Source organism: Paractinoplanes hotanensis, assembly GCF_023717965.1.
GTDB classification, from domain to species: domain Bacteria; phylum Actinomycetota; class Actinomycetes; order Mycobacteriales; family Micromonosporaceae; genus Actinoplanes; species Actinoplanes polyasparticus.
On sequence record NZ_JAMQOL010000084.1, the window covers coordinates 1 to 19,323 of the forward strand.

Annotated in this window: 14 protein-coding genes and 1 pseudogene; 8 read left to right on the forward strand and 7 right to left on the reverse strand. The window is 67.5% G+C overall.

Annotation, left to right across the window (positions count from 1 at the left end; translation table 11 throughout):
• The first annotated feature begins 426 nt into the window (after positions 1-426).
• A complete protein-coding gene (locus LXN57_RS45440) occupies positions 427-792 on the forward strand; it encodes a YybH family protein (RefSeq protein WP_251804534.1) in 366 nt (121 codons plus the stop codon).
• A gap of 401 nt (positions 793-1,193) precedes the next feature.
• A pseudogene (locus LXN57_RS48120) lies at positions 1,194-1,400 on the forward strand (transposase); the annotation flags it as partial.
• Positions 1,401-1,540: 140 nt separating this feature from the next.
• Here LXN57_RS48120 and LXN57_RS45450 read toward each other — a convergent pair.
• Positions 1,541-4,501: a fibronectin type III domain-containing protein gene (locus LXN57_RS45450; protein WP_251804535.1), complete on the reverse strand. Its 2,961-nt coding sequence runs from the start codon at positions 4,499-4,501 to the stop codon at positions 1,541-1,543.
• Positions 4,502-5,160: 659 nt separating this feature from the next.
• Between LXN57_RS45450 and LXN57_RS45455 the strand changes: the two genes are divergently transcribed.
• The gene (locus LXN57_RS45455) at positions 5,161-6,846 is read left to right on the forward strand and encodes a PDDEXK family nuclease (protein ID WP_251804536.1); all 1,686 of its coding nucleotides are present in this window, start codon (positions 5,161-5,163) and stop codon (positions 6,844-6,846) included.
• 81 nt (positions 6,847-6,927) lie between these two features.
• Here the strand turns inward: LXN57_RS45455 and LXN57_RS48125 are convergent, their stop codons facing one another.
• The 5 genes from LXN57_RS48125 to LXN57_RS45475 form a co-directional block, all read right to left on the reverse strand.
• Positions 6,928-7,056, reverse strand: coding sequence for a hypothetical protein (locus LXN57_RS48125; protein ID WP_285904759.1), 129 nt, complete (start codon positions 7,054-7,056; stop codon positions 6,928-6,930).
• The gene (locus LXN57_RS45460) at positions 7,053-7,325 is read right to left on the reverse strand and encodes a hypothetical protein (protein WP_251804537.1); all 273 of its coding nucleotides are present in this window, start codon (positions 7,323-7,325) and stop codon (positions 7,053-7,055) included. The genes LXN57_RS48125 and LXN57_RS45460 overlap by 4 nt, the downstream gene beginning before the upstream one ends.
• A gap of 105 nt (positions 7,326-7,430) precedes the next feature.
• Positions 7,431-9,965, reverse strand: a complete 2,535-nt coding sequence (locus LXN57_RS45465) for an FtsX-like permease family protein (RefSeq protein WP_251804538.1) — start codon at positions 9,963-9,965, stop codon at positions 7,431-7,433.
• Complete coding sequence (locus LXN57_RS45470) at positions 9,962-10,705, reverse strand: ABC transporter ATP-binding protein (RefSeq protein ID WP_251804561.1); 744 nt, start codon at positions 10,703-10,705, stop codon at positions 9,962-9,964. The genes LXN57_RS45465 and LXN57_RS45470 overlap by 4 nt, the downstream gene beginning before the upstream one ends.
• Positions 10,706-11,662: 957 nt before the next feature.
• The gene (locus LXN57_RS45475) at positions 11,663-12,172 is read right to left on the reverse strand and encodes an HAD domain-containing protein (RefSeq protein ID WP_251804539.1); all 510 of its coding nucleotides are present in this window, start codon (positions 12,170-12,172) and stop codon (positions 11,663-11,665) included.
• Between the two features lie 381 nt (positions 12,173-12,553).
• Here LXN57_RS45475 and LXN57_RS45480 point away from each other — a divergent pair, with 381 nt between their 5' ends.
• Together LXN57_RS45480 and LXN57_RS45485 are read left to right on the forward strand one after the other, a co-directional pair.
• Complete coding sequence (locus LXN57_RS45480; protein WP_251804540.1) at positions 12,554-14,563, forward strand: DUF8224 domain-containing phage-derived protein; 2,010 nt, start codon at positions 12,554-12,556, stop codon at positions 14,561-14,563.
• Positions 14,564-14,594: 31 nt separating this feature from the next.
• Positions 14,595-14,990 (forward strand): hypothetical protein, encoded by a 396-nt coding sequence (locus LXN57_RS45485; RefSeq protein ID WP_251804541.1) that lies wholly within the window; start codon positions 14,595-14,597, stop codon positions 14,988-14,990.
• 163 nt (positions 14,991-15,153) lie between these two features.
• Here LXN57_RS45485 and LXN57_RS45490 read toward each other — a convergent pair whose 3' ends face one another.
• Positions 15,154-16,227 (reverse strand): toll/interleukin-1 receptor domain-containing protein, encoded by a 1,074-nt coding sequence (locus LXN57_RS45490; RefSeq protein WP_251804542.1) that lies wholly within the window; start codon positions 16,225-16,227, stop codon positions 15,154-15,156.
• Positions 16,228-16,275: 48 nt separating this feature from the next.
• Between LXN57_RS45490 and LXN57_RS45495 the strand changes: the two genes are divergently transcribed.
• From LXN57_RS45495 to LXN57_RS45505, 3 genes are all read left to right on the forward strand, one after another.
• The gene (locus tag LXN57_RS45495) at positions 16,276-16,422 is read left to right on the forward strand and encodes a hypothetical protein (RefSeq protein WP_251804543.1); all 147 of its coding nucleotides are present in this window, start codon (positions 16,276-16,278) and stop codon (positions 16,420-16,422) included.
• A 73-nt stretch (positions 16,423-16,495) separates the two neighbouring features.
• Entirely contained in the window at positions 16,496-18,601 is a 2,106-nt protein-coding gene (glgX, locus tag LXN57_RS45500) for a glycogen debranching protein GlgX (RefSeq protein ID WP_251804544.1), read from the forward strand.
• Between the two features lie 158 nt (positions 18,602-18,759).
• Positions 18,760-19,191, forward strand: coding sequence for a universal stress protein (locus tag LXN57_RS45505; RefSeq protein ID WP_251804545.1), 432 nt, complete (start codon positions 18,760-18,762; stop codon positions 19,189-19,191).
• Positions 19,192-19,323: the final 132 nt, after the last annotated feature.

A 19,323-nucleotide genomic window follows, 5' to 3' on the forward strand; every position in this document is an offset into this window, starting at 1 on the left:
TGAGACCTGAATCAGCAGGAATCACTCGAAACGGCGATGTGGACACGAGAGTGACCTCAACTCCAGAAGCTCAGTAATCGCACGAGATCAGACGCAAAATGCGCGGCATGAGCCCCGCGCGGCCCAGGTCGGTGAGGCGTCGTCAGGCTCGATCCGCGTTCGCCTCGACCACGCGCTTGACGTGAGCGGCGCGTTGCCTGAGCAACCGTCGTAGGTACGGGACCAGCAGAAACCGGGTCACCACTACCCCTACCGGTCCGAGCGGCAGGCAGACGGTCATGCGATCGGTCATCCGGGTCCCCGCCAGCGGGAGTCCATGGAACAGATGCTCTGACACACAGCGTTACGGCCTCGACCACGCCAGCGAGCACTATCGGCGGCAGATCAGTACGTCCCTTGTCGTACCTCACTGGCAGGGTCGGCGACATGGATGCCGATTTAGAACACGCAGCAGACCCCGAAGACCTCAGCCGGCTGATTGTCGTTCGGCTCAATACCGGCGATGTCGAAGGGCTCGTTGCCCTCTACGAATCGGATGCGGTCTTGGCTCTACCCGAAGACGGGGTCGCGAACGGATCGGAAGAGATTCGCGGAACCTTCGAGCGTTTGCTGGAAGGACGGCCAGTTTTCGAACCAGGTAGCCATCGTCCGACCCTGCGTGCCGGCAAGCTGGCTCTCACGTCGACCCGGCTACCTGACGGAACCGTGACCGTTGAGGTCGCGCGCCAGCAAGATGACGGAACTTGGTTGTGGGTGATCGATCAACCCGCCTTCATTCCGCCAAACACGTAGGAAAGTACTCAACTCGGCTACTTGTTGACTGGTGGCACGACCGCGCCCGGCCAGGCATGGTCGAGGTGACCGGCGGAGCCGCTCTCAATTCGGCTGCCCACCGCAGTGTTGGTGTGGCTCAGATTTGGCATGCGCCTGCCGGTCACCGCGGCGCGGAGAGGCTCGAGAGGGGTCTGCCCAGCTCAAAGTAGCGGTGCCCTCCTCGCCGACAGTCCTGTCGGAATCGAGGAAGGACACGGCATGGCCCGGGTCGTCATCGGTGTGGATCCGCATAAGCGTTCCGCCACCACCGAGATCATCAACGAGCGAGAGCAAGCCGTCGGGCAAGGCCGTTTCGGCACCGACAGATCAAGGTCGCCAACGCCGAACTCACCGATCTGGTCGACAGCACCGGCAGCACCCTGCAAGACCTCACCGGCATCGGCCCCTCCGGCGCCGCCCGCCTGCTGGGCGACATCGGCGACATCAGCCGCTTCGCCAACCGGGCCCACTTCGCGTCCTGGAACGGCACCGCACCGTTGGACGCTTCCTCCGGTGACCAGAACCGGCATCGGCTTTTCCGCGCCGGCAACCGGCGCATCAACCGCGTCCTGCACATCATGGCCGTCGTCCAGCTACGACCGCTGCCCGGCCAAATCCGGGCGTGGGTGTCTGCGGGGCGAATCCGACGCCGGGAGCGTGTGTCGGGCGGCGTTCGACGGTGGGCGAAGGTACCCCGGCGGGACACGGCGGAGCGGAGCCTTTCACATCAGACGATCTTGCGGGTGGCGGCCAGTAGCGCTGCTCCGGCAGTTGTCGCGGCCAGCCCGCCCACCAGCAGCCACAAGGCCGCTGTGCCGGTGACCGGGAGCGTGCCGGGCGACGGGCGGAGCGTGACGTCGAGACGCATGGCCCGGACGGCGCCGGTGCGGTCCACCCCGGTGGCCACGAAGGCATGCTGCCCCGGTGTCAGACCGTGCGGAACCGTCACCGCGTGCCGGAAGCTGCCGTCCTCGTCGGTGACGATGCGCGCCAGTTCGGTTGGCCGCGAGTAGAACGTGATGGTCACCGTCGAGTGGGCCGCGAAGCCATTGCCGATCATCACTACTTCCTGGCCGGGCGTGGTGGTCGAGATCGGGCCACGGTCGGTGTCCAACGACAGGTCGGTTCGGGGCGGGGTCCCTGCGGTGGCCGGGGCGGTGGGCACCACGCTGCTGGACGGGTCCGAGGAGGCGGACGAACCGCCGGCGGAGAGGGCGACTACCGACGCCGTGTACGACTGGCCGGCCACGCCGCCGAGGACGCAGCTGGTCGCGCCCGTGGTGACGCAGGTGGCAGGGCCGGGTGCGGCGGCCACCCGGTATCCGGTGACGGCGACGCCGTTAGACGCCGGCGCGCTCCAGGACACGGTGAACGACGAGGTGCCGGCCAGGGCGCGTACACCGGTGGGCACGGTGGGTACCGAAGGCCCAGGCACCGCAGTGGTGGGCGGCGGTGACGGTGAATCCGGGACAGAGGGTGCCGGGGAAGCAGACGGCGACGCCGAAGGTGACGGGGTCGGCGACTCGGATGGTGACGGCGACTGCGACGGCGTGGGCGAGATCCAGGGCGGCGGTACCCCCGGAGTTGGCGACGGCAACGGCGAGGACGGCGACGTGGATGGCGATGGCGAGGACGGGGACGGCGAGGAGGGGCTGGGCGAGGAGGGGCTGGGCGAGGACGGGACCGGCAGGGTGGGCACGGCCGCACTCGCGGCACCCCCACCCCGGGCATTCACGGCCCGCACCCGTACCTGATAGGTCGTGTCGTTGGCGAGGTTGCCCACTGAACCGCCGAGGGTGCTTCCCTGTCCCACCGGGCTGGTGGCCAGCACTGCCCAGTTCACCCCGTCGTCTGTGCTGGCCTCATACCCCGTGATGGTGTTGCCGCCGTCCCCGGTCGGTGGTTCGAATTCGATGTCGATCCTGCCGTCGCCGGGCCGGGTGAGTACGGCGGTCGGTGCGCCGGGCGTCGTCGCAGGAGTCACCAGCGCGTCCGAGTGCGGCCCGGGCCCGACGCTGTTGCGCGCTCGCAGCAACACCAGCGCCTGCGTGCCGTTGGTCAGGCCACCCACGGTGCCGGTACGGCCGCCGGTCGCGGCCGAGTCGGTGAACGGCTGCCAGCTTCCCCCGCCGTCGATGCTCGTCTCGTACGAGGAGATTGTTGCCCCGCCGTCGACCGGTTCCTGGAAGGTGAGCACCGCGGACCGGTCGGCCGGTTCCGCGCTGAGGCTGCCCGGCGGGCCCGGCACGTCGGCCGGCGTGACGTTCGCGGTGGCCTCGAGACCGTCGCCGACCGCGTTGACCGCCCGCACCCGCAGCGTGTACAGCGTGCCGTTGACCAGGCCCGGCACGTCCGCGTCGAGCGCCGGCCCGACCCCTGCCCGGGTGGCCAGGGTGCTCCAGTTCGCCCCGCCGTCGGTGGAGATCTCCCAGCGCAGGATGGCGCTGCCCACGTTCCCGGCGGGCGTGAACGAGACGACCGCCGCGCTGTCCGCGGGTGCCGCGGTCATCCCGGTCGGCGCGGGCGGCACGGTGAGCGCCACCGGCGTCACGACCATCGACGCGACGCTCGGTTTGGATCCGCCGACGTCGTTGCCGGTGTTCGACGCGATGACCGAGAACGTGTAAGCGGTGTTGTTCGACAGCCCGGTCACGGTGCACGCCGTCGCGGACGTGGTGGTGCACGTCCGGCCACCGGGCGAGGCGGTGACCTGGTAGAAGTCGATCGGCCGGAAGCCGTTGCCGGTGGCTCCCGACCACGACACCTCGGCCTGGCCGTCGCCCGGCGTGGCGGTCACCGTGGTGGGCGGTGTGGGAATCGTCCGCACGACCATGGCGGTCACCCCGGGCAGCCCGTCGATCACCGTCTCCGGCAGGCCGCCGCTGGTCACCCGGGCGACCCGGCCCGTGCCGTACAGCGCGACGTAGAGCTCCCCATCCGCCGTCCGCCCGATGCCGCCCAGGTCGTAGTGCCCTGTCAGCAGGTCGGTCGGTGTCCCGTCCGGCGCGATCTTGATGACCTTGTCCCGGTTGGTCAGGGCCAGATAGAGGTTCTCCTGCAGGTCGGCCACCATGCGCACGCCGTTGTCGAGCGATCCGCTGAAGACCGTCCGCTGGGTGCTGTTCGGGGAGAGGCTGACCACCCCGCCCTCCTGGCCGTGGCCGAAGTTGGAGTCGTAGAGGTAGACAGTGTCGTCACCGCCCATTGCCAGCGCGTCCGGGGTGAGCAGACCGGTGAACGGCGCGACGCCCGGCGGGCCGCCGGCCGGAATCTTGACGACCCCTCCGTTCTGATCCGCGATGTACACCGCGTCCGCACTGTCGACGGCCATGCTCGCCGGCGCCGACATCGCCGGGACGGGGATCTCCGGATAGGAGCCGTCAGCCCGATGCGCGTAAAGCCGCATGTCCCCCAGGCTGGTGGAGTAGAGCACGTAGAGGGTGCCGTCGTCACCCAGCGCCATGAGCTCGGGGATGCCCAGCCCTTCGTCGATCGTGGTCCGGGCGCCGTCCGGGCCGACCCGGACGATGACCGGGCCCGACCCCGCCTCAGCGCGAACATAGGTGACCGCACCGGGCACGAAGCCGGGCGGCAGCGCTCTCGCCGGGTGCGTGTCGACCAGCACCACCAACGCTGCGACCAGCAACGCCAGTAGCGCGGCGCTGCCCCGCCGCGGAATCGTCCCCACCACAAGGCAAACGCTATGGGCGCAGGACGACCGAGGTGCCCGCTTTCGTCAAACACCTCGGACGTTCAGCGTGACGCCCGCTGGAGGATCAGTACAGCTGAGCGGGTATTCCTTGATGCCAAAGGGCGCACCGCAAACTTTGTCTACGACGAAGCAATGACGCATCCTGACGCGTGGACAAACCGGAGGATACGGAGATTTCGGGAAGGCGCCTCGCGGAGCTTACAAGGCTGGCCAGCAAGATTCTCAGCTTTGTTCTGGCCTTGCCCCGTTACTTCGCGACCTTACTCATTCTGACTTCGTAACCACGAATCAAGAAACCCGTCAGGACACGACCCGCTCAACGCACTGTTTTTCGGCAAATCCGGATGTCGGCGGAGGGGCACCCGTCACCGTGTGTGTCTGAATACTCTGGCCGCGCCTCGACCGTCAGATCGCTGCCTGGTCTTACCGATGCCGTTGGCTGCTGTGTGCTCGATGGCGTTCGGGGCTCTGCACGGCGACTCGTGCGCCGACACTCCGGCACCTCATCGACAGGATGAGGTCCGACCGGCTCTGCGTTGACTCGCCCCACGTTTTTGTCGGGGTGTCTGGTCTCCTGTATGGCATGGTGCGCATCAATTTGGGAACTCGAGCCGGGCGAGAAGATTGAGGAGTTCGTGGCGGCGCTGATGCTGCTACGGCAGCAGGGGCCTGGCAACCGGATCACGCCGTCGCGCGGTGACCGTGGCGTCGATGTGCGGCTGGTCGACCTGGACGGGATCGGTTTCTTCCAGGTCAAGCGTTACCCCCGCCCGCTGACCAGCATCCAGAAGACGCAGACCGAGAAGTCCTGGACCACGTTCTTCGCGGAGACCGCGCCCAACGCGCCGGTCAAGTCGTGGTCTCTGGCCTGCCCGTGGAATCCCAGCAACGAGGCCCTGGAATGGCTGGAAACTCTTACCGCCGAGGCGCAGTTCCCGACCGATTGGATGGGCCGCGCCACGCTGGAAGCGATGGCCGCGGAGAACCCCGCGCTGGTCGAGTTCTACTTCGGCGACGGCGGCGAGCGCCTGCACCGCGCGATCACCAACGCCTTCCAAGGCGGACGAGACGTGCCCGAAGGCATCCCAGGTGAAGACCTGCTCGAGGCGACAACCTCGCGGATGATCGCGCTGTCGAGCGCCCTCAACGACGTCGACCCGTTCTACCGTTACGAGATCGACCTGCGGGCCGGCCGCCTACGCGACGAACCCCTCGAGGCCGCCCTGCAGACCGAGACCAACGCCGCGTTCGTCGAATACCGGCAGGTCACCGAGGACCGCTTCGGGGTCATGCGGATCTTCCCAAGGAGCCCCGCCGCGTTGCAGCTGTGCCCTATCAGCACCTCGATCCGCCTCACGGTGGAGAACGGATCCCCGGATCAGGAAGCGATCGAAGCCTTCCGCGACTTCGGCGCACCCTTCGCCGACATTCCCGGCACGGTCACCGCTGTCACCGGACCGCCCGGGATCCACCGCGCCTCCGGCGACGGCCGCTTCACCGTAATGGCGGTGCCGAGCAACGCCGCCAACCTGCCCGACCTTGAACTGCGGCTGCTCAACGCCAACGGCCAGCCGATTCACACCCTGGACCTCGTTGACGTCGAACTCGCCCGGGGCCTCAACACGGTCGGCGTGTGGCTCTCCGGCAAAGACCGCGCCGGCGCGCTCGCCTTCACCATGCTGATGAACGGGCCGGACGGGCAGGACGAAATCCGCGTCGAACCGCAACCCATTGGCGGGAAAAGCCCCGCCGAGGTGCTCCCCGCCATCCGATTCAAGGCCGCCATGACCGCCGGCACCCAACTAGTGCTCGCCGTGCGCGGCGGGCCCGCTCTGCCGGGCGTCTGGCCCCTGGAGGGCATTGACCATGGACCCGGTCCGCACAATGTCGCCGTTCTGGTCGAGGCTTTGGTCGACATTCAGCGGCACACCTTCGCCGGGATCACCATTCCTGACCTCGATACCGCCGATCTCGATGAACTGGCCGACATCCTCCGAGCAGCCCGGCTCCTGCGCGGCGAGCGGGTCGAGGTGACCTGGACGGAGGTGGCCATGACCCTCGGCACCCCCGAACGACGGGTCTTGTACGCCTGCGCCAAACTCGCCGACCCGACCTCAGCCCAGAACGCGCAGCCCGGCGACGAAATCCGGCTCGTCCCAGCCGCCAACAAACCGCGGTCCTCATCGCCGCCACCTCAGCCTGACACCCGAGCCACAGAACGGCCTCCGAGCCACGGGGGAGCCCTCACGGTGTCAGCCCGAAGTGGCAGCGGCCGACCAGCTCCAAAGGATGACGGTAAGGGTGGCCGGTCCCTCGGGTGAGGGCGATTTCGCAGGTCCGGTTGACGGAGGCGTAGTCGCCGGCAGTCACGGCTCACGCCTGTGCGCTGGTGGCCGAGGCAGTCAGTTCGGGATGTAGCATTCTGCGGTCGCCGGCACGACGTCCGGGTTGGCGATCGTACGAGCGGCGCGGGTGGCCTTCTGCGGTAGGGCGGCCCGCATGACGGCGGCGGTGTCGAGGACAAGGCTCATGGCACGGTTAGTGGCGCCCCAGCGCTGGGCGGCCGTAGCCCACGCCTTCCGGGTGACGACTTCAGCACACCGATCGCCACGACGGCGGCTCGACCGAATCGCTTGGCGACGACGGGCAGCACTGCGGCGACGGTCGCGATCGGGGACGCCTGGAGCTGCCGTCCGGTCACGATGTCCGGATCGATGGCCAACTTGCCGGTCGACACCGCCGACGCGGCGACGAGCGCAGCGAGATCGGCGCGACCGGTGTGGTGATCCGTGTGCGTCACGGCATGATCATCGTCGCGACCGATGGCGGGCGGGTACTCCGCCGGGGAGGTCTCTGCACCGGGACCGGCCATGGGCCGCCGGGTCCAGGTGCAGGGACCTGCGCATCAGCGGTCCCGGCTCACCAGCTCTAGCACGGGCAACCGAGACACCCGGAACGCGGGCCACGCTGCAGCGACGACGCCGGCCGCGACCGCAACGACGAGCGTCACTGCGAGGCGGGGCCACGGTACGACGACGGATGGGATCTCCGCGCCACCGGTGACGTCGATCAGCGCCCAGCCGAAGGCGACTGCGGCGGCGATACCGATCGCCGCTGCCACGAACGACAGCAGTGCCGCCTCGAGTCGCACGATGCGACGCAGCTCTCGGCGAGTCGCACCGACCGCTCGCAGCAGCCCGATCTCTCCAGTGCGTTCGTTGATCGCGAGCGCCGTGGTGTTGGCGACTCCAAGCAGCGCGATCAAGCTCGCCAGGATGAGCATCCCGTCGATGAAGTTCCCGAACGCGGCGATCTCGCTCCCGCTGTTGGCGACGTGTTCTGCCCGGGTCTCGAAGAACGACCCGGGCGTGTCTCGGACCAGCACCCTCACGTCTGCCTCGGCGTCCGCGACCGCTCCGTCGGCGAGGTCGACGAACACCAGCGCGTCGAGCTGACGACCGACCGCGGCGTCGAGTGTCGTACGGTCGACGAAGTACAAGGGGGCTTCGAAACCGCCGGTGCTCCTCGCGACCACGGCAACGATCGGCGCTTCGATGGTCGAGCGTTCGAACTCGATCGCGAGGGTGCCGCCGAGCAGCGCCGGGTCGTCACCGACCACGGCCACGCCCCCCTCGCGCAGGTCGGCGAGGTCGCCGGCGATCGGGTCGAGGTCGAACATGGTGGGCAGGGCCGTCGGGTCGATGCCGCCGATCGCCTCGGCTTTGCCTGCCACGATCCCTTCGGCGACCGACAGCGCAGCGACCGCGTCGACGTCGGCCAGCGCTGCGATCCGGCCGGCCAGGGTGGGGTCGATCGTCGGGAAGTCGGCGGTCGCCGACGTGACCACCAGGTCGGCCTGCAGTCCCTCACGAACGTCGGTCCCGACCCCGCTCGTCAGTGAGCTCGCGAAGATCGCGAACATCGTCACCATCGCGGCGCCGAGCATGAGCGCGAGCGCCGTCGATGCCGATCGACGTGGACTCGCGGCCAGGTTGCCCGCTGCGATCGAGCCGGACACACCGGCGGCGCGGCGGGCCACCGGAGCGCCGCCACGCGCTGCGGCGGTCACGAGCGCCGGGCCGCACAGCACGAGCGCCGGGACGATGGCAGCCGAGAGCATGAGCCACACTGGCTTCGAGCCCACCACAGCCACAGCTCCTCCAGCGATCGCCGCCACGGCGAGCACGAGCCCGCTCGCAGTCCGTGCCGGGCTCACCACCCGGGGTTCCGCCATACTCTCGCGCAGCGCCTCGATTGGCGGCGTCGCCGCCGCGCGGCGAGCCGGGATCCATGCCGAGAGAATCGTTGCGGCGATACCGACGGTCGCGGCGATCGCGATCGAGGCCGTGCTCACGATCGACGGTCCGGTGAGCAACGTGACCCCGGTCAGTCCGACGACCCAGCGCAGCGCCCCCACTCCCGCGACGCCGCATACGAGGCCGGCGAGCGTGGCGATCGTTCCGACGAACGCCGCCTCGATCACCACTCCGCCGAGCACCTGGCGTCGTTCCGCACCGATCGCACGCAGGAGACCCGACTCCCGCCGACGGCGGGCGACGGTGAGCGCGAACGTATTGAAGATGATCGTCACGCCGATCAACACCGCGACCGCGGCGAAGGCCAGGAGGAACACGTTCAGGAACTGCAGGGGTGACGTCGCGGCGTCCTGCATCGTCCGGATGTAATCCGGTCCGTCCACAACCTCGCCATCGGACAGTGCCGACAGCCGGCCGAGCACCTCAGCGCGGTCGGCACCCTCCGCGACGTCGACGAGCACCTCGGTCGGCGCCGCGGTGTCGAGCCAGGCGGACACCGCTCCGTCGGGTAGGAGAATCGTTCGCTGCAGCGGTGCCGCGTCCGCCGACGCGAACTTCGCGACACCGGTGATGGTCGCGTCGTGCATCCCCGTCGCGGTCAGGACCTGTGCGACGCCACCGGGAGCCACGCCTGCGTCATCGGCGAGCGATCGATCGATCACGATCTCTCCGACCTCAGTCGGTGGTCGCCCGCTCGCGAGCCGGAACGGATTGAGCGCCGGGTCGGCGACCCAGTTGCGACCGACGTCGCTCGCCGTTCCGGTGCCGACCGACGATCCGTCGACGACCAGCTTCGCGAAGCCGACCCATTGCGAGGCGGCCCCGTCGACGCCGTCGACCGCAACCACGCGCTCGGTGATGTCGGGATCCAGCGATCGCTGAACCGACCTGGCAGGATCTCCCGGCCCTCCGCCGGGCTCGCCGAGGGCGACGCCCTGCACCACGGCGTCCGTCCCAGCCAACGCTTCGGCGATGTCGCTGGCCGCTCGGCCGCGCATCGAGTCGGACAGCACCAGCGTCGCGACGAGGAACGCCACCGACAGTGCGATCGCCGTGCCCGTGAGCACGAACCGACCCCGGCTCGCGAACACGCTCCGGGCCGCGCTCCGCACCATCTGGCTCATCGCCCCAGGCCCTTCACCACGTCGAGCACCGCATCGGCCGACGGGCGATCCATCACGTCGTGCACTCGGCCGTCGACGACGAACACGACGTGGTCCGCCCAGGCAGCGGCGTTGGGATCGTGCGTGACCATCACGATCGACTGGTCATGCAGATCGACCGCTGACCGCAGGAATCCGAGGATCTCCTGTCCGGACCGGGTGTCGAGATTGCCGGTGGGCTCGTCGGCGAACACCACCTGCGGCCGGGTGACCAGCGCCCGGGCGACGGCGACGCGCTGTTGCTGGCCACCCGAGAGCTCCGTCGGCCGATGATGCATGCGATTACCGAGGCGCAGCATCGACACGACCTGATCGAGCGCTGCACCGCTCGGCCGGCGGCCCGACAACGCCAACGGCAGACAGATGTTCTCCTCGGCCGTGAGCGTCGCCACGAGATTGAACGTCTGGAACACGAACCCGATCCGTTCTCGGCGCAGCAAGGTCAGCTCGCGGTCGTCGAGGGCCGACAGATCGGTGCTGCCGACGAAGGCTCGGCCCGACGTCAGTTGATCCAGCCCGGCGGCACAGTGCATCATCGTCGACTTTCCCGAACCCGACGGGCCCATCACAGCCGTGAACTTCCCCGCCGGAAACGCGATGGTGACGTCGTCGAGTGCGACGACGGCCGACCGGCCGGAGCCGTATCGCTTGACGGCGCCGACGAGCCTGGCCGCAGCGTCATCAGCGTTGGCTGACAGCACGCCCCCGGACTGCTGATCGACGACCGTGGAATCTGGACGTGAAGACACAAGACCTCCGATGAGTGGTTGGCCAGGGTTTGTCAGGGATCTGGAGTTGTAGGTCTAGCTGGGGACCGGGGCAGCCCAACCGCTCCGTGAAGCGGCCCGCCGGCGGGCCGTTGAAACAGCTCTCGAACTTCACACGGGTGCTCCATGAAACCGGTGGCGCTTCACCGCTTTGCCGTCGTTGCCCGGCCAGGGTCGGTGGGCACACAGGCCCGGCGGCACCCGCAGCTGTCTCATGGAGCAGGTCCGCCTCACCGCTCGATGTCCAGATGCGGCGAGCGATCTGGGACGGAAGCCGGCGCGTGCTGTCCCTGTTCACAGTGCCGGTATGCCGGTTCGGCGAGCGGGGTTGGTAGCCCGGGCGTGCACGCCCGTTACCAGGACCGCCGCCAGCGCCGCCCACCAAGCACGGCACCCACCGGCCTGCCAACCGACCGGCCGGCGCTTCGCCGGACGGTGCTGCGTTGACTGCCATCACTAGCCTTCTACATACGGGCTACATTGCCTATCTGCTGCCTACTTCGTACCGAGCGAATCTGAGACGACCATTAATACGGCGCACGTACCAGCGTGGTGGCGTCGAGGTCCTGCCCCGGTAGGGCGGCAAACCCGCTGCGTCGCTTCCTCTTCGTCGATGTTCATGCGGAAGGCTCGACCGCCGCAGTCGCCGCATCGGGATTCGACGACAGTCGCTAACGGATAACCGCCGGCCTTGAAGCGTCTGATGTACTCGGCGAGATCATCGAAGTCATGTCCACGCCACAACTGCCCGGACTTCTTGAGTGCCACACCGCGACATCCTGCCTGACGCCAGGACCGGGGCATCGGCTCATCGGTAGCTCCGCGCACCGCCGGGCGTGCCGACCTCGCGCAGGTTGCGGCCAGCACGACTTGCGGCAGGCGAGCGCCTTGTTACGCGAGCCATTTTCTGATCGAGGAGAAGTCCGCGTCGGAGAGACCAACCAAAGGGTCGACTTGATGCACCAATGCCCGCCCCGGATGGTGGCCGGCCACCCAACGCCGATCGGCGTCGGTCGTCTCGTCATCGATCCACACGAAGGTGCGCCCGGCAGCCCAGCGAGTGAGGAATATCGTCTTCCAATGCAGCCCACGCTCCGGCTCATCGTCGGCATCGGGAAACTCGACCACTGGCAGATCCGGAAGACCAAGCCGGGGCGAGATGACCTCGTTGGCATCTGCCATCCACGTCGTCGCCCAGACAAGCTGACACCCCAGCCCCAACAGCTTGCCCCCGTCGGCTGGATCAAGCCGGTCCACCAGTGGGTTGCCTAACGCACCGCTCGCCGGACCGGCGACATCGCTGGAGGAGTCTCTCCGCTGCCCTAGCCGGGTGCGGAACGGGATCAGCGGCCCGTCTACGTCGAGGAAGACCAGCGGACGGGCATCGTGGCCGGCGATCATCGCTGGAAACCTACCGCAGAGCGAGCCGCGGCCGACATTCACGCTGTCGGCGGCGGAAGTGAGCACCTGTTCGAGCGCGCGTTCACACGGTCCCTCGGTGCGAGCCCGACGTGCTTGAAAGTGTTTCGACCGCCCAGGCCTGTCGGCACCCGCGAGGCAACCACGGGGCAACCACGGGGGTGGGCCGGGATGCGCTCAACGCCGCCACCGGCCAACTGTCGGAACTGCTGACCGCCGGCCCGGCACGCACCGCCGTACGCGCTCCGGTCGACTGAACGCCGGCCGCGGGCACTTGTCTGTGACCGTGCGGACAGCCAGAAACGCGTTTCTCCGATCGGCGTTCGCTCCGTAGGATCTCCGGCGATCAAGGGGGATGAAACGGTGGGCGATTTCCAGCAGTTCGCGACGGATGTGACCTTGCGTCTGTCCACCATGTCCAAGGGCGAGTTGTACGCCGTCGGCGACGGTCTCGACCGGGACTCTCTCTGGCTCACCTTTCTCGCTTCCTTCCCCGCCGGCACGAATCTGCGGTTCCGTCAGCGATCCGAGTACGACTGCTCGACCTGCCGCGGTTTCATCAAGCACTTCGGCAACGTCGTCGAGATCCACGACGGGCGGGTCCGTACCGTCTGGTCCGGCGTGTCGGCATCCGACCCGGTCTTCTCCGTCGTCGCCGCCGCTCTTGACGAGTTCGTTCTTTCGTTGCCGTTGTCCACCATCTTCCGGTCCGCTCAGGCCCAGTACGGGACGAAGACGACCCGGACCCTGCGCGACGGCCAGGTCGAGGTGTGGCATCACCTGCAGGGCCGGGTGGAGAAGCGGCATCGCATCGAGGACATCGGCGCGGCACAGGGCAACTTCGACGCCGCGGTGCAGGTCTTTCAGCGTGGCCTGGCCGAGTTGAACCGGCACGCTTTGGACACCGTCGTCAACCTCATCGACGACAACGCCCTCTACCGCGGCGCGGAGCATCGCCGGGCGGTGACTGAGTTCCGCTCGCTGCAGAACCGGTGGACTGAGGCGACCAACCGACGCGCCTTCGTCTTCGCCAACGCCATGAACCCGGCGGCCCGGTTCCGCAACACGGTGATCGGCACCCTCGTCCAGGATCTCTCCGTGGGCATCAGCCTGGAGCAGGCAGTTCGGTCGTTCGAGGCGAAGGTGGCGCCGCAGAACTACCAGCGCCCCACAACGCTGATCACCCCCGGCATGGTCAAGGCCGCCATGAAGACCATTGCCGAGCTAGGCATCGAGGAGTCGTTGCAGCGACGGTTCGCCCGGCTGTCCGACGTGTCGGTCACCAACGTGCTGTGGGTCGACAACGACGCCCAGGCACAGATGAAGGACGGCATCGAGGGGCTGCTCATGCAGGCTGCCGCACCCCGGTCGTCAGGTGCGCTCCTTCGCGACGCCGATCCGGAGGAGATTCCCGTGGTCTCCTTCGTGAAAGACATCCTGCCCGACGCCGCCACCATCGACCTGTGGGTCGCCAACACCTACGAGCCGCACCTCGTCAGCCTCACCACCGGCCGGCACCCGGCTGCTCCGCGGTTGTTCAAGTGGGACAACGATTTCGGCTGGTCGTACGGCGGCAACGTCACCGACTCGATCAGGGAGAAGGTCAAGCGGGCCGGCGGCAACGTCACCGGCAAGCTGCGGGTGAGCCTGTCCTGGTTCAACCACGACGACCTGGACCTGCACGTTCACGAACCCAACGGCGACCACATCTGGTACCAGGAGAAGCGCAACAAGCTGGACGTCGACATGAACGCCAGCGGGACGCTCTCCCGCGAGCCGGTGGAGAACGTCACCTGGACCGACCGTGTCCCCGACGGTGAGTATCGGATCCAGGTGAACCAGTACCGCAAGCGGGACAGCGCCCAGTTCGGCTTCGTGATCGAGACCGAGAGCAACGGGAAGATCGAGCATTACAGCCACGAGCGCGCGGTCGGCCAGAAGCAGACCGTCGAGGTGGGCCTGATGACGGTTGCCGGCGGGGTGATCACCGCCTTCCGGCCGGGTAAGGACGTGCAGCCGGGCAGTGCGGGCAAGGAGTTGTGGGGCATCACCACCGAACAGTTCTTACCGGTGTCCACCATCATGTACTCGCCGAACTACTTCGATGACAACGAGGTCGGCAACCGGCACTACTTCTTCATCCTGGAGGGGTGCGTCAACGACCAGCCGACGCGAGGGATCTACAACGAGTTCCTCCGCAGCGACCTGCAACCTCACCGCAAGGTGTTCGAGGTGCTCGGCGACCGCACCAAGTGTGAGCCGACCCCGGATCAGCTTTCCGGCCTAGGCTTCAGCTCTACGGTCCGCAGCTCGGTGGTCGCCAAGGTGACCATGACCGGCGGTCGGCGCCGCCTCATCAGCATCCAGTTCTGATTCCCTGCCCAGATATTCCAGAGAGGCCACCGTGACCATTTTCGAGAAGGCCACCAGGGAGAAGTTCCGCTATCCGTCGGCCAAGGGACTGCTGACCACGGAACAGCTGTGGGAGCTGCCGCTGACCGCCAAGTCCGGCTTCAGCCTCGATGATGTGGCAAAGGCGGTCAACGCCGAGCTCAAGGCCGTCGACACCGAGTCGTTCGTGGCCACCGAGGCCAATCCGGCCAAGGCAACCTTGGAGACCAAGCTGGATGTCGTCAAGCACGTCATCGCTGTCCGCCTCAGGGAGGACCAGGCGGCGAAGGCGGTCGCGGCCAAGAAGCTGGAGAAGGAGAAGCTGCTGGCGGTCCTGGACCGCAAGCAGGACGCGGTCCTGGAAAATCTGACCGAAGCAGAGCTACTGGCGCGGATCAACAACCTGTAGCCCGCCGAAAATCAGCGTCTTCCACCTTCCGCGCCCGTGGAACTGCCTGCACCGGTTCGCGCCTCCGTCGTCCAGGCCATGGCGGGCACGGACGGAACATTCCCGAGGAGGGCATCTTCCCCCGCCGTCTCCACCACTCGAGCCCGAGCAGTGGAGTGGGAGGTCAAGGCTGTGGGAACAGGTCGTCCCGCTCGCGGACGAGCTCGACCAGCCTTTCGATGTGGCGCGCGACCAGAGCGACGTTGAGGTGGGAACCCTGAATTTTGATCTCTTGATCCCCGTATGTCATCGTCAGGAAGTCCTCGTGGCGCTCGAGTATCGGATATTCCGGATCGCGCCACGCTACCTCCCTGGTAATTTCGGCCTGGCATCGATGGAGCTCCTGGTATGCGCAGGAGAAGACCTTCCCTTGGTAGATGACTCGCAGGCCCCACGTAGTGAAGGCAATGCTGTGCATCGGCTTTCCGTTCCACCAGCGGAATTTGCTCGTCGAGGCAACGATCCGCTCGGCTCCGTCGATTCCGTGGATAGCCGCCAGGCGCCGCAATTGGTACTCAGGTGACGCGATGGCGAGGCCCAGGACGCCGCCCTTGCTGAGAATCTGCTCCAGTTCGCGGATCAACCTGGAGTGGCGGGTGCCCTGCGGGTCGCTCGGCGATGCGGCATCGTTCCTCCGGCTCACCGAAGCGGGGACGGTGTCCGGTGGGCCGGTGCCATTCTTGTCCTGGTCGGGTCGCCAGGTCGGAAACTCCGGGGGTTCGCCGAGGGGGATGTCGTCGAACTCCGGCCGTTGCAGCAGAAGCCGGAGCAGTTGCTCTGCGCCGGCCTTGGTGAAGTCGGAGACGGTGTACACCGTCGTCGAGGAAGGAGTCAAGAAGTCCGGAACTCCGGCGAGAGTCTGACCCGGTAGGACGACCGGCACAAATTTCTGAAGATCGTCCTGTGTGGCGTAGAACGCGTCGCGCACCAGCCGGGCCTCCCACTGCACGCCGCGGCCGTGGTCCGGTCCTGATCGGCCCTCCGCTCGCTGTCGGTACAGGTCGGAAGCAACGCAGAGCACGACATCTGCCTCACGGATCTGATCTGCGGTCCACAGGGCCCAGTCTTGCCGCTGACCCGCGGCCACCATGTCCAGGCGTGCGTCGATGCCGTTCGCACGTAGGAATGCCCAGAGCTCGCGTACGACGTCGTCGTGCTTTTCCTGGTGTGCGTAGGAGATGAAGACTCGTCTGGACAAACCGTCACCCCGTATCCGAGCCGGCCAGCGCGCTGAGACCGGCGAGGCATGACCACTTCCAGTGTTGTCGGCCAGGATGATGAACCTACAACAGTCGCCGGCATCACATGGCTGTCCGTGCGGTTGCTGGCGGTTGTCGACGTGGACGACCCGATCGTCCCGTCCCAGGCGCTCGAGATCACCCTGGAGTGGTGAAGGACTCGGTCTGATCCGGCTCGAACTGGGTAAACGAGTCTGTCCGACCCTGAGAGAGACGAGTAGCCGCACCATGATGATCTGGCCTGGTTCGCCGTACCCGCTCGGCGCCTCCTACGACGGCGGCGGCACGAACTTCGCCCTGTTCTCGGAAGTCGCCGAGCGCGTCGAGCTGTGCCTGTTCGACGACGACGGCACCGAGACGCGCATCGACCTGCCCGAGCGGGAGGCGATGGTGTGGCACGGGTATCTGCCGCGGATCGTGCCGGGGCAGCGCTACGGCTACCGCGTGCACGGTCCGTACGACCCGGGCGCCGGGCTGCGCTGCAATCCCAGCAAGCTGTTGCTCGACCCGTACGCGAAGGCCATCGAGGGACACAACGACTGGAACGAGGCGTTGTTCTCGTACCGGTTCGGCGATCCCGACGCCTACAACGACGACGACTCGGCCCCGTACGCGATGAAGTCGGTGGTCGTGAACCCGTACTTCGACTGGGCCAACGACCGGCCGCTGCGCATCCCGTTCCATCAGACGGTCATCTACGAGGCGCACGTCAAGGGCATGACCGAACACAACCCGCGGATCCCCGAGGACGTCCGGGGCACCTACTCCGGCCTGGCTCACCCGGCGATGATCAAGCACTTCAAGGAGCTGGGTGTCACAGCGGTCGAACTGATGCCGGTGCACCAGTTCGTGCACGACAGCAACCTGGTCGAGCGTGGCCTGCGCAACTACTGGGGCTACAACACCATCGGCTTCTTCGCGCCGCACAACGACTACGCGTCCTTCGGCGGCCGCGGCGGGCAGGTGCAGGAGTTCAAGTCGATGGTCAAGGCGCTGCACGCGGCGGGCATCGAGGTGATCCTCGACGTGGTCTACAACCACACCGCCGAGGGCAACCACATGGGCCCCACGCTGTCGTTCAAGGGCATCGACAACCCGGCGTACTACCGGCTCGTCAACGACGACAAGCAGTACTACTACGACACCACCGGCACCGGGAACAGCCTCAACGTGCGCCACCACGAGTCGTTGCGGCTCATCATGGACTCGTTGCGCTACTGGGTGACCGAGATGCACGTCGACGGTTTCCGGTTCGACCTGGCCGCCGCGCTGGCCCGCGACTTCCACGAGGTGAACCGGCTGGCCGCCTTCTTCGACCTGGTCAACCAGGACCCGGTCGTCTCGCAGGTCAAGCTGATCGCCGAGCCGTGGGACGTCGGCGACGGCGGCTACCAGGTCGGCGGCTTCCCGCCGTTGTGGACCGAGTGGAACGGCAAGTACCGCGACAGCGTGCGGGACTTCTGGCGCGGCGAACCGGCCTCGCTGGGCGAGTTCGCGTCCCGGTTCGCGGGCAGTTCCGACCTGTACGAGATCGACGGACGGCGGCCGATCGCGTCCATCAACTTCGTGACCGCGCACGACGGCTTCACGCTGAACGACCTGGTCTCGTACAACGAGAAGCACAACGACGCCAACGGTGAGGGCAACCGCGACGGGGAGAGCCACAACCGGTCGTGGAACTGTGGCGTGGAAGGCCCGACCGACGACTCGGAGGTCGTCGCGCTGCGCGAACGGCAGAAGCGCAACTTCCTGGCGACCTTGCTGCTGTCGCAGGGCGTGCCGATGATCGCGCACGGCGACGAGCTCGGCCGCACCCAGGGCGGCAACAACAACGTCTACGCCCAGGACAACGAGATCAGCTGGATCGACTGGGCCGACGCGCGCCACCACGACGTGCAGACCGTCTTCACCCGGCAACTGACCCGCCTGCGGGCCGAGCACCCGATCTTCCGCCGCCGCCGCTTCTTCACCGGCGCCCCCGCCGGCGAGTCGAAGCTGCCCGACATCGCCTGGCTGCGGCTGGACGGCACGCCCATGCGCGACGAGGACTGGTCGCCCGAGGCCTCCCGCACGGTGGCGGTGTTCCTCAACGGCCACGGCATCCCCGAGTCGGACGCCCTGGGCGAGGCCATCGTCGACGACTCCTTCCTGACGCTGTTCAACCCGTCGCCCGAGGAGGTCGAGTTCACCCTGCCCGAGCCGGCCTACGGCCAGGCGTGGGAGATCGCCGTCGACACCGCCGACCCCCTGCTGGCCAACGCCGGCACGGTCAAGGCCCAGGAGGGCGTACGGGTCCCCGCCCACGCCATGCTCGTGCTGCGCTGCCAGTACTGAGCGACTCAGCTGTCCGCGTCCGGCCGGGCCACGGGTTCCTGGCCGGACGAACAGGGTCACGCGACCAGAGATGTCGATACGCGCACCTGTCTGCGGTTTCTCCGGGCCGCGTTGCTTTCGCGCGTCGCCCGTCCTGTAATCGTCAGCGGAGGTGCGTGATGAGCGAATGGACGACGATCGTGGTCGGCGTCGACGGTTCCCCCGGCAGCCGGAAGGCCCTCGCATGGGCCGCGGCCGAAGCCGCAGATCACGGTTCCGGGCTGCTCGTGCTCAACGTCTGGGAGCACACTCTGCTGCCGCCGGCGGGTAGCGTCAGCGTGTCGGAGCGCATGGTCCCCGAGCCCAGCCGGACCACCGCCGACGAGCTGCTCCAGGTGATCAAGGAGGAGCTCGGCGAGAACCCGCCGGTCCCGGTCAAGGCCCACGTCCGCCAGGGCCGCCCCGCCAGGATCCTGATAGACGAGTCCGAGGGCGCCGACCTGCTCGTTGTCGGCCATCGCGGCCTCGGGGGCTTCGCCGGACTGGTGCTCGGCTCGGTCAGCCAGCACGTGGCCGCGTACGCGAAATGCCCGGTGACCGTCGTCCGGTGAACCGCGGGCGTACATAGACGAATCTAAATGGAAACTTAAGTTTTACGTGTGTCGATCCCCCCTGTCGCGGGCAAACGCGACATGATCTCACGTATCGACAGGCATTAATGCCTGTGATCGTGGGGAGGAAAC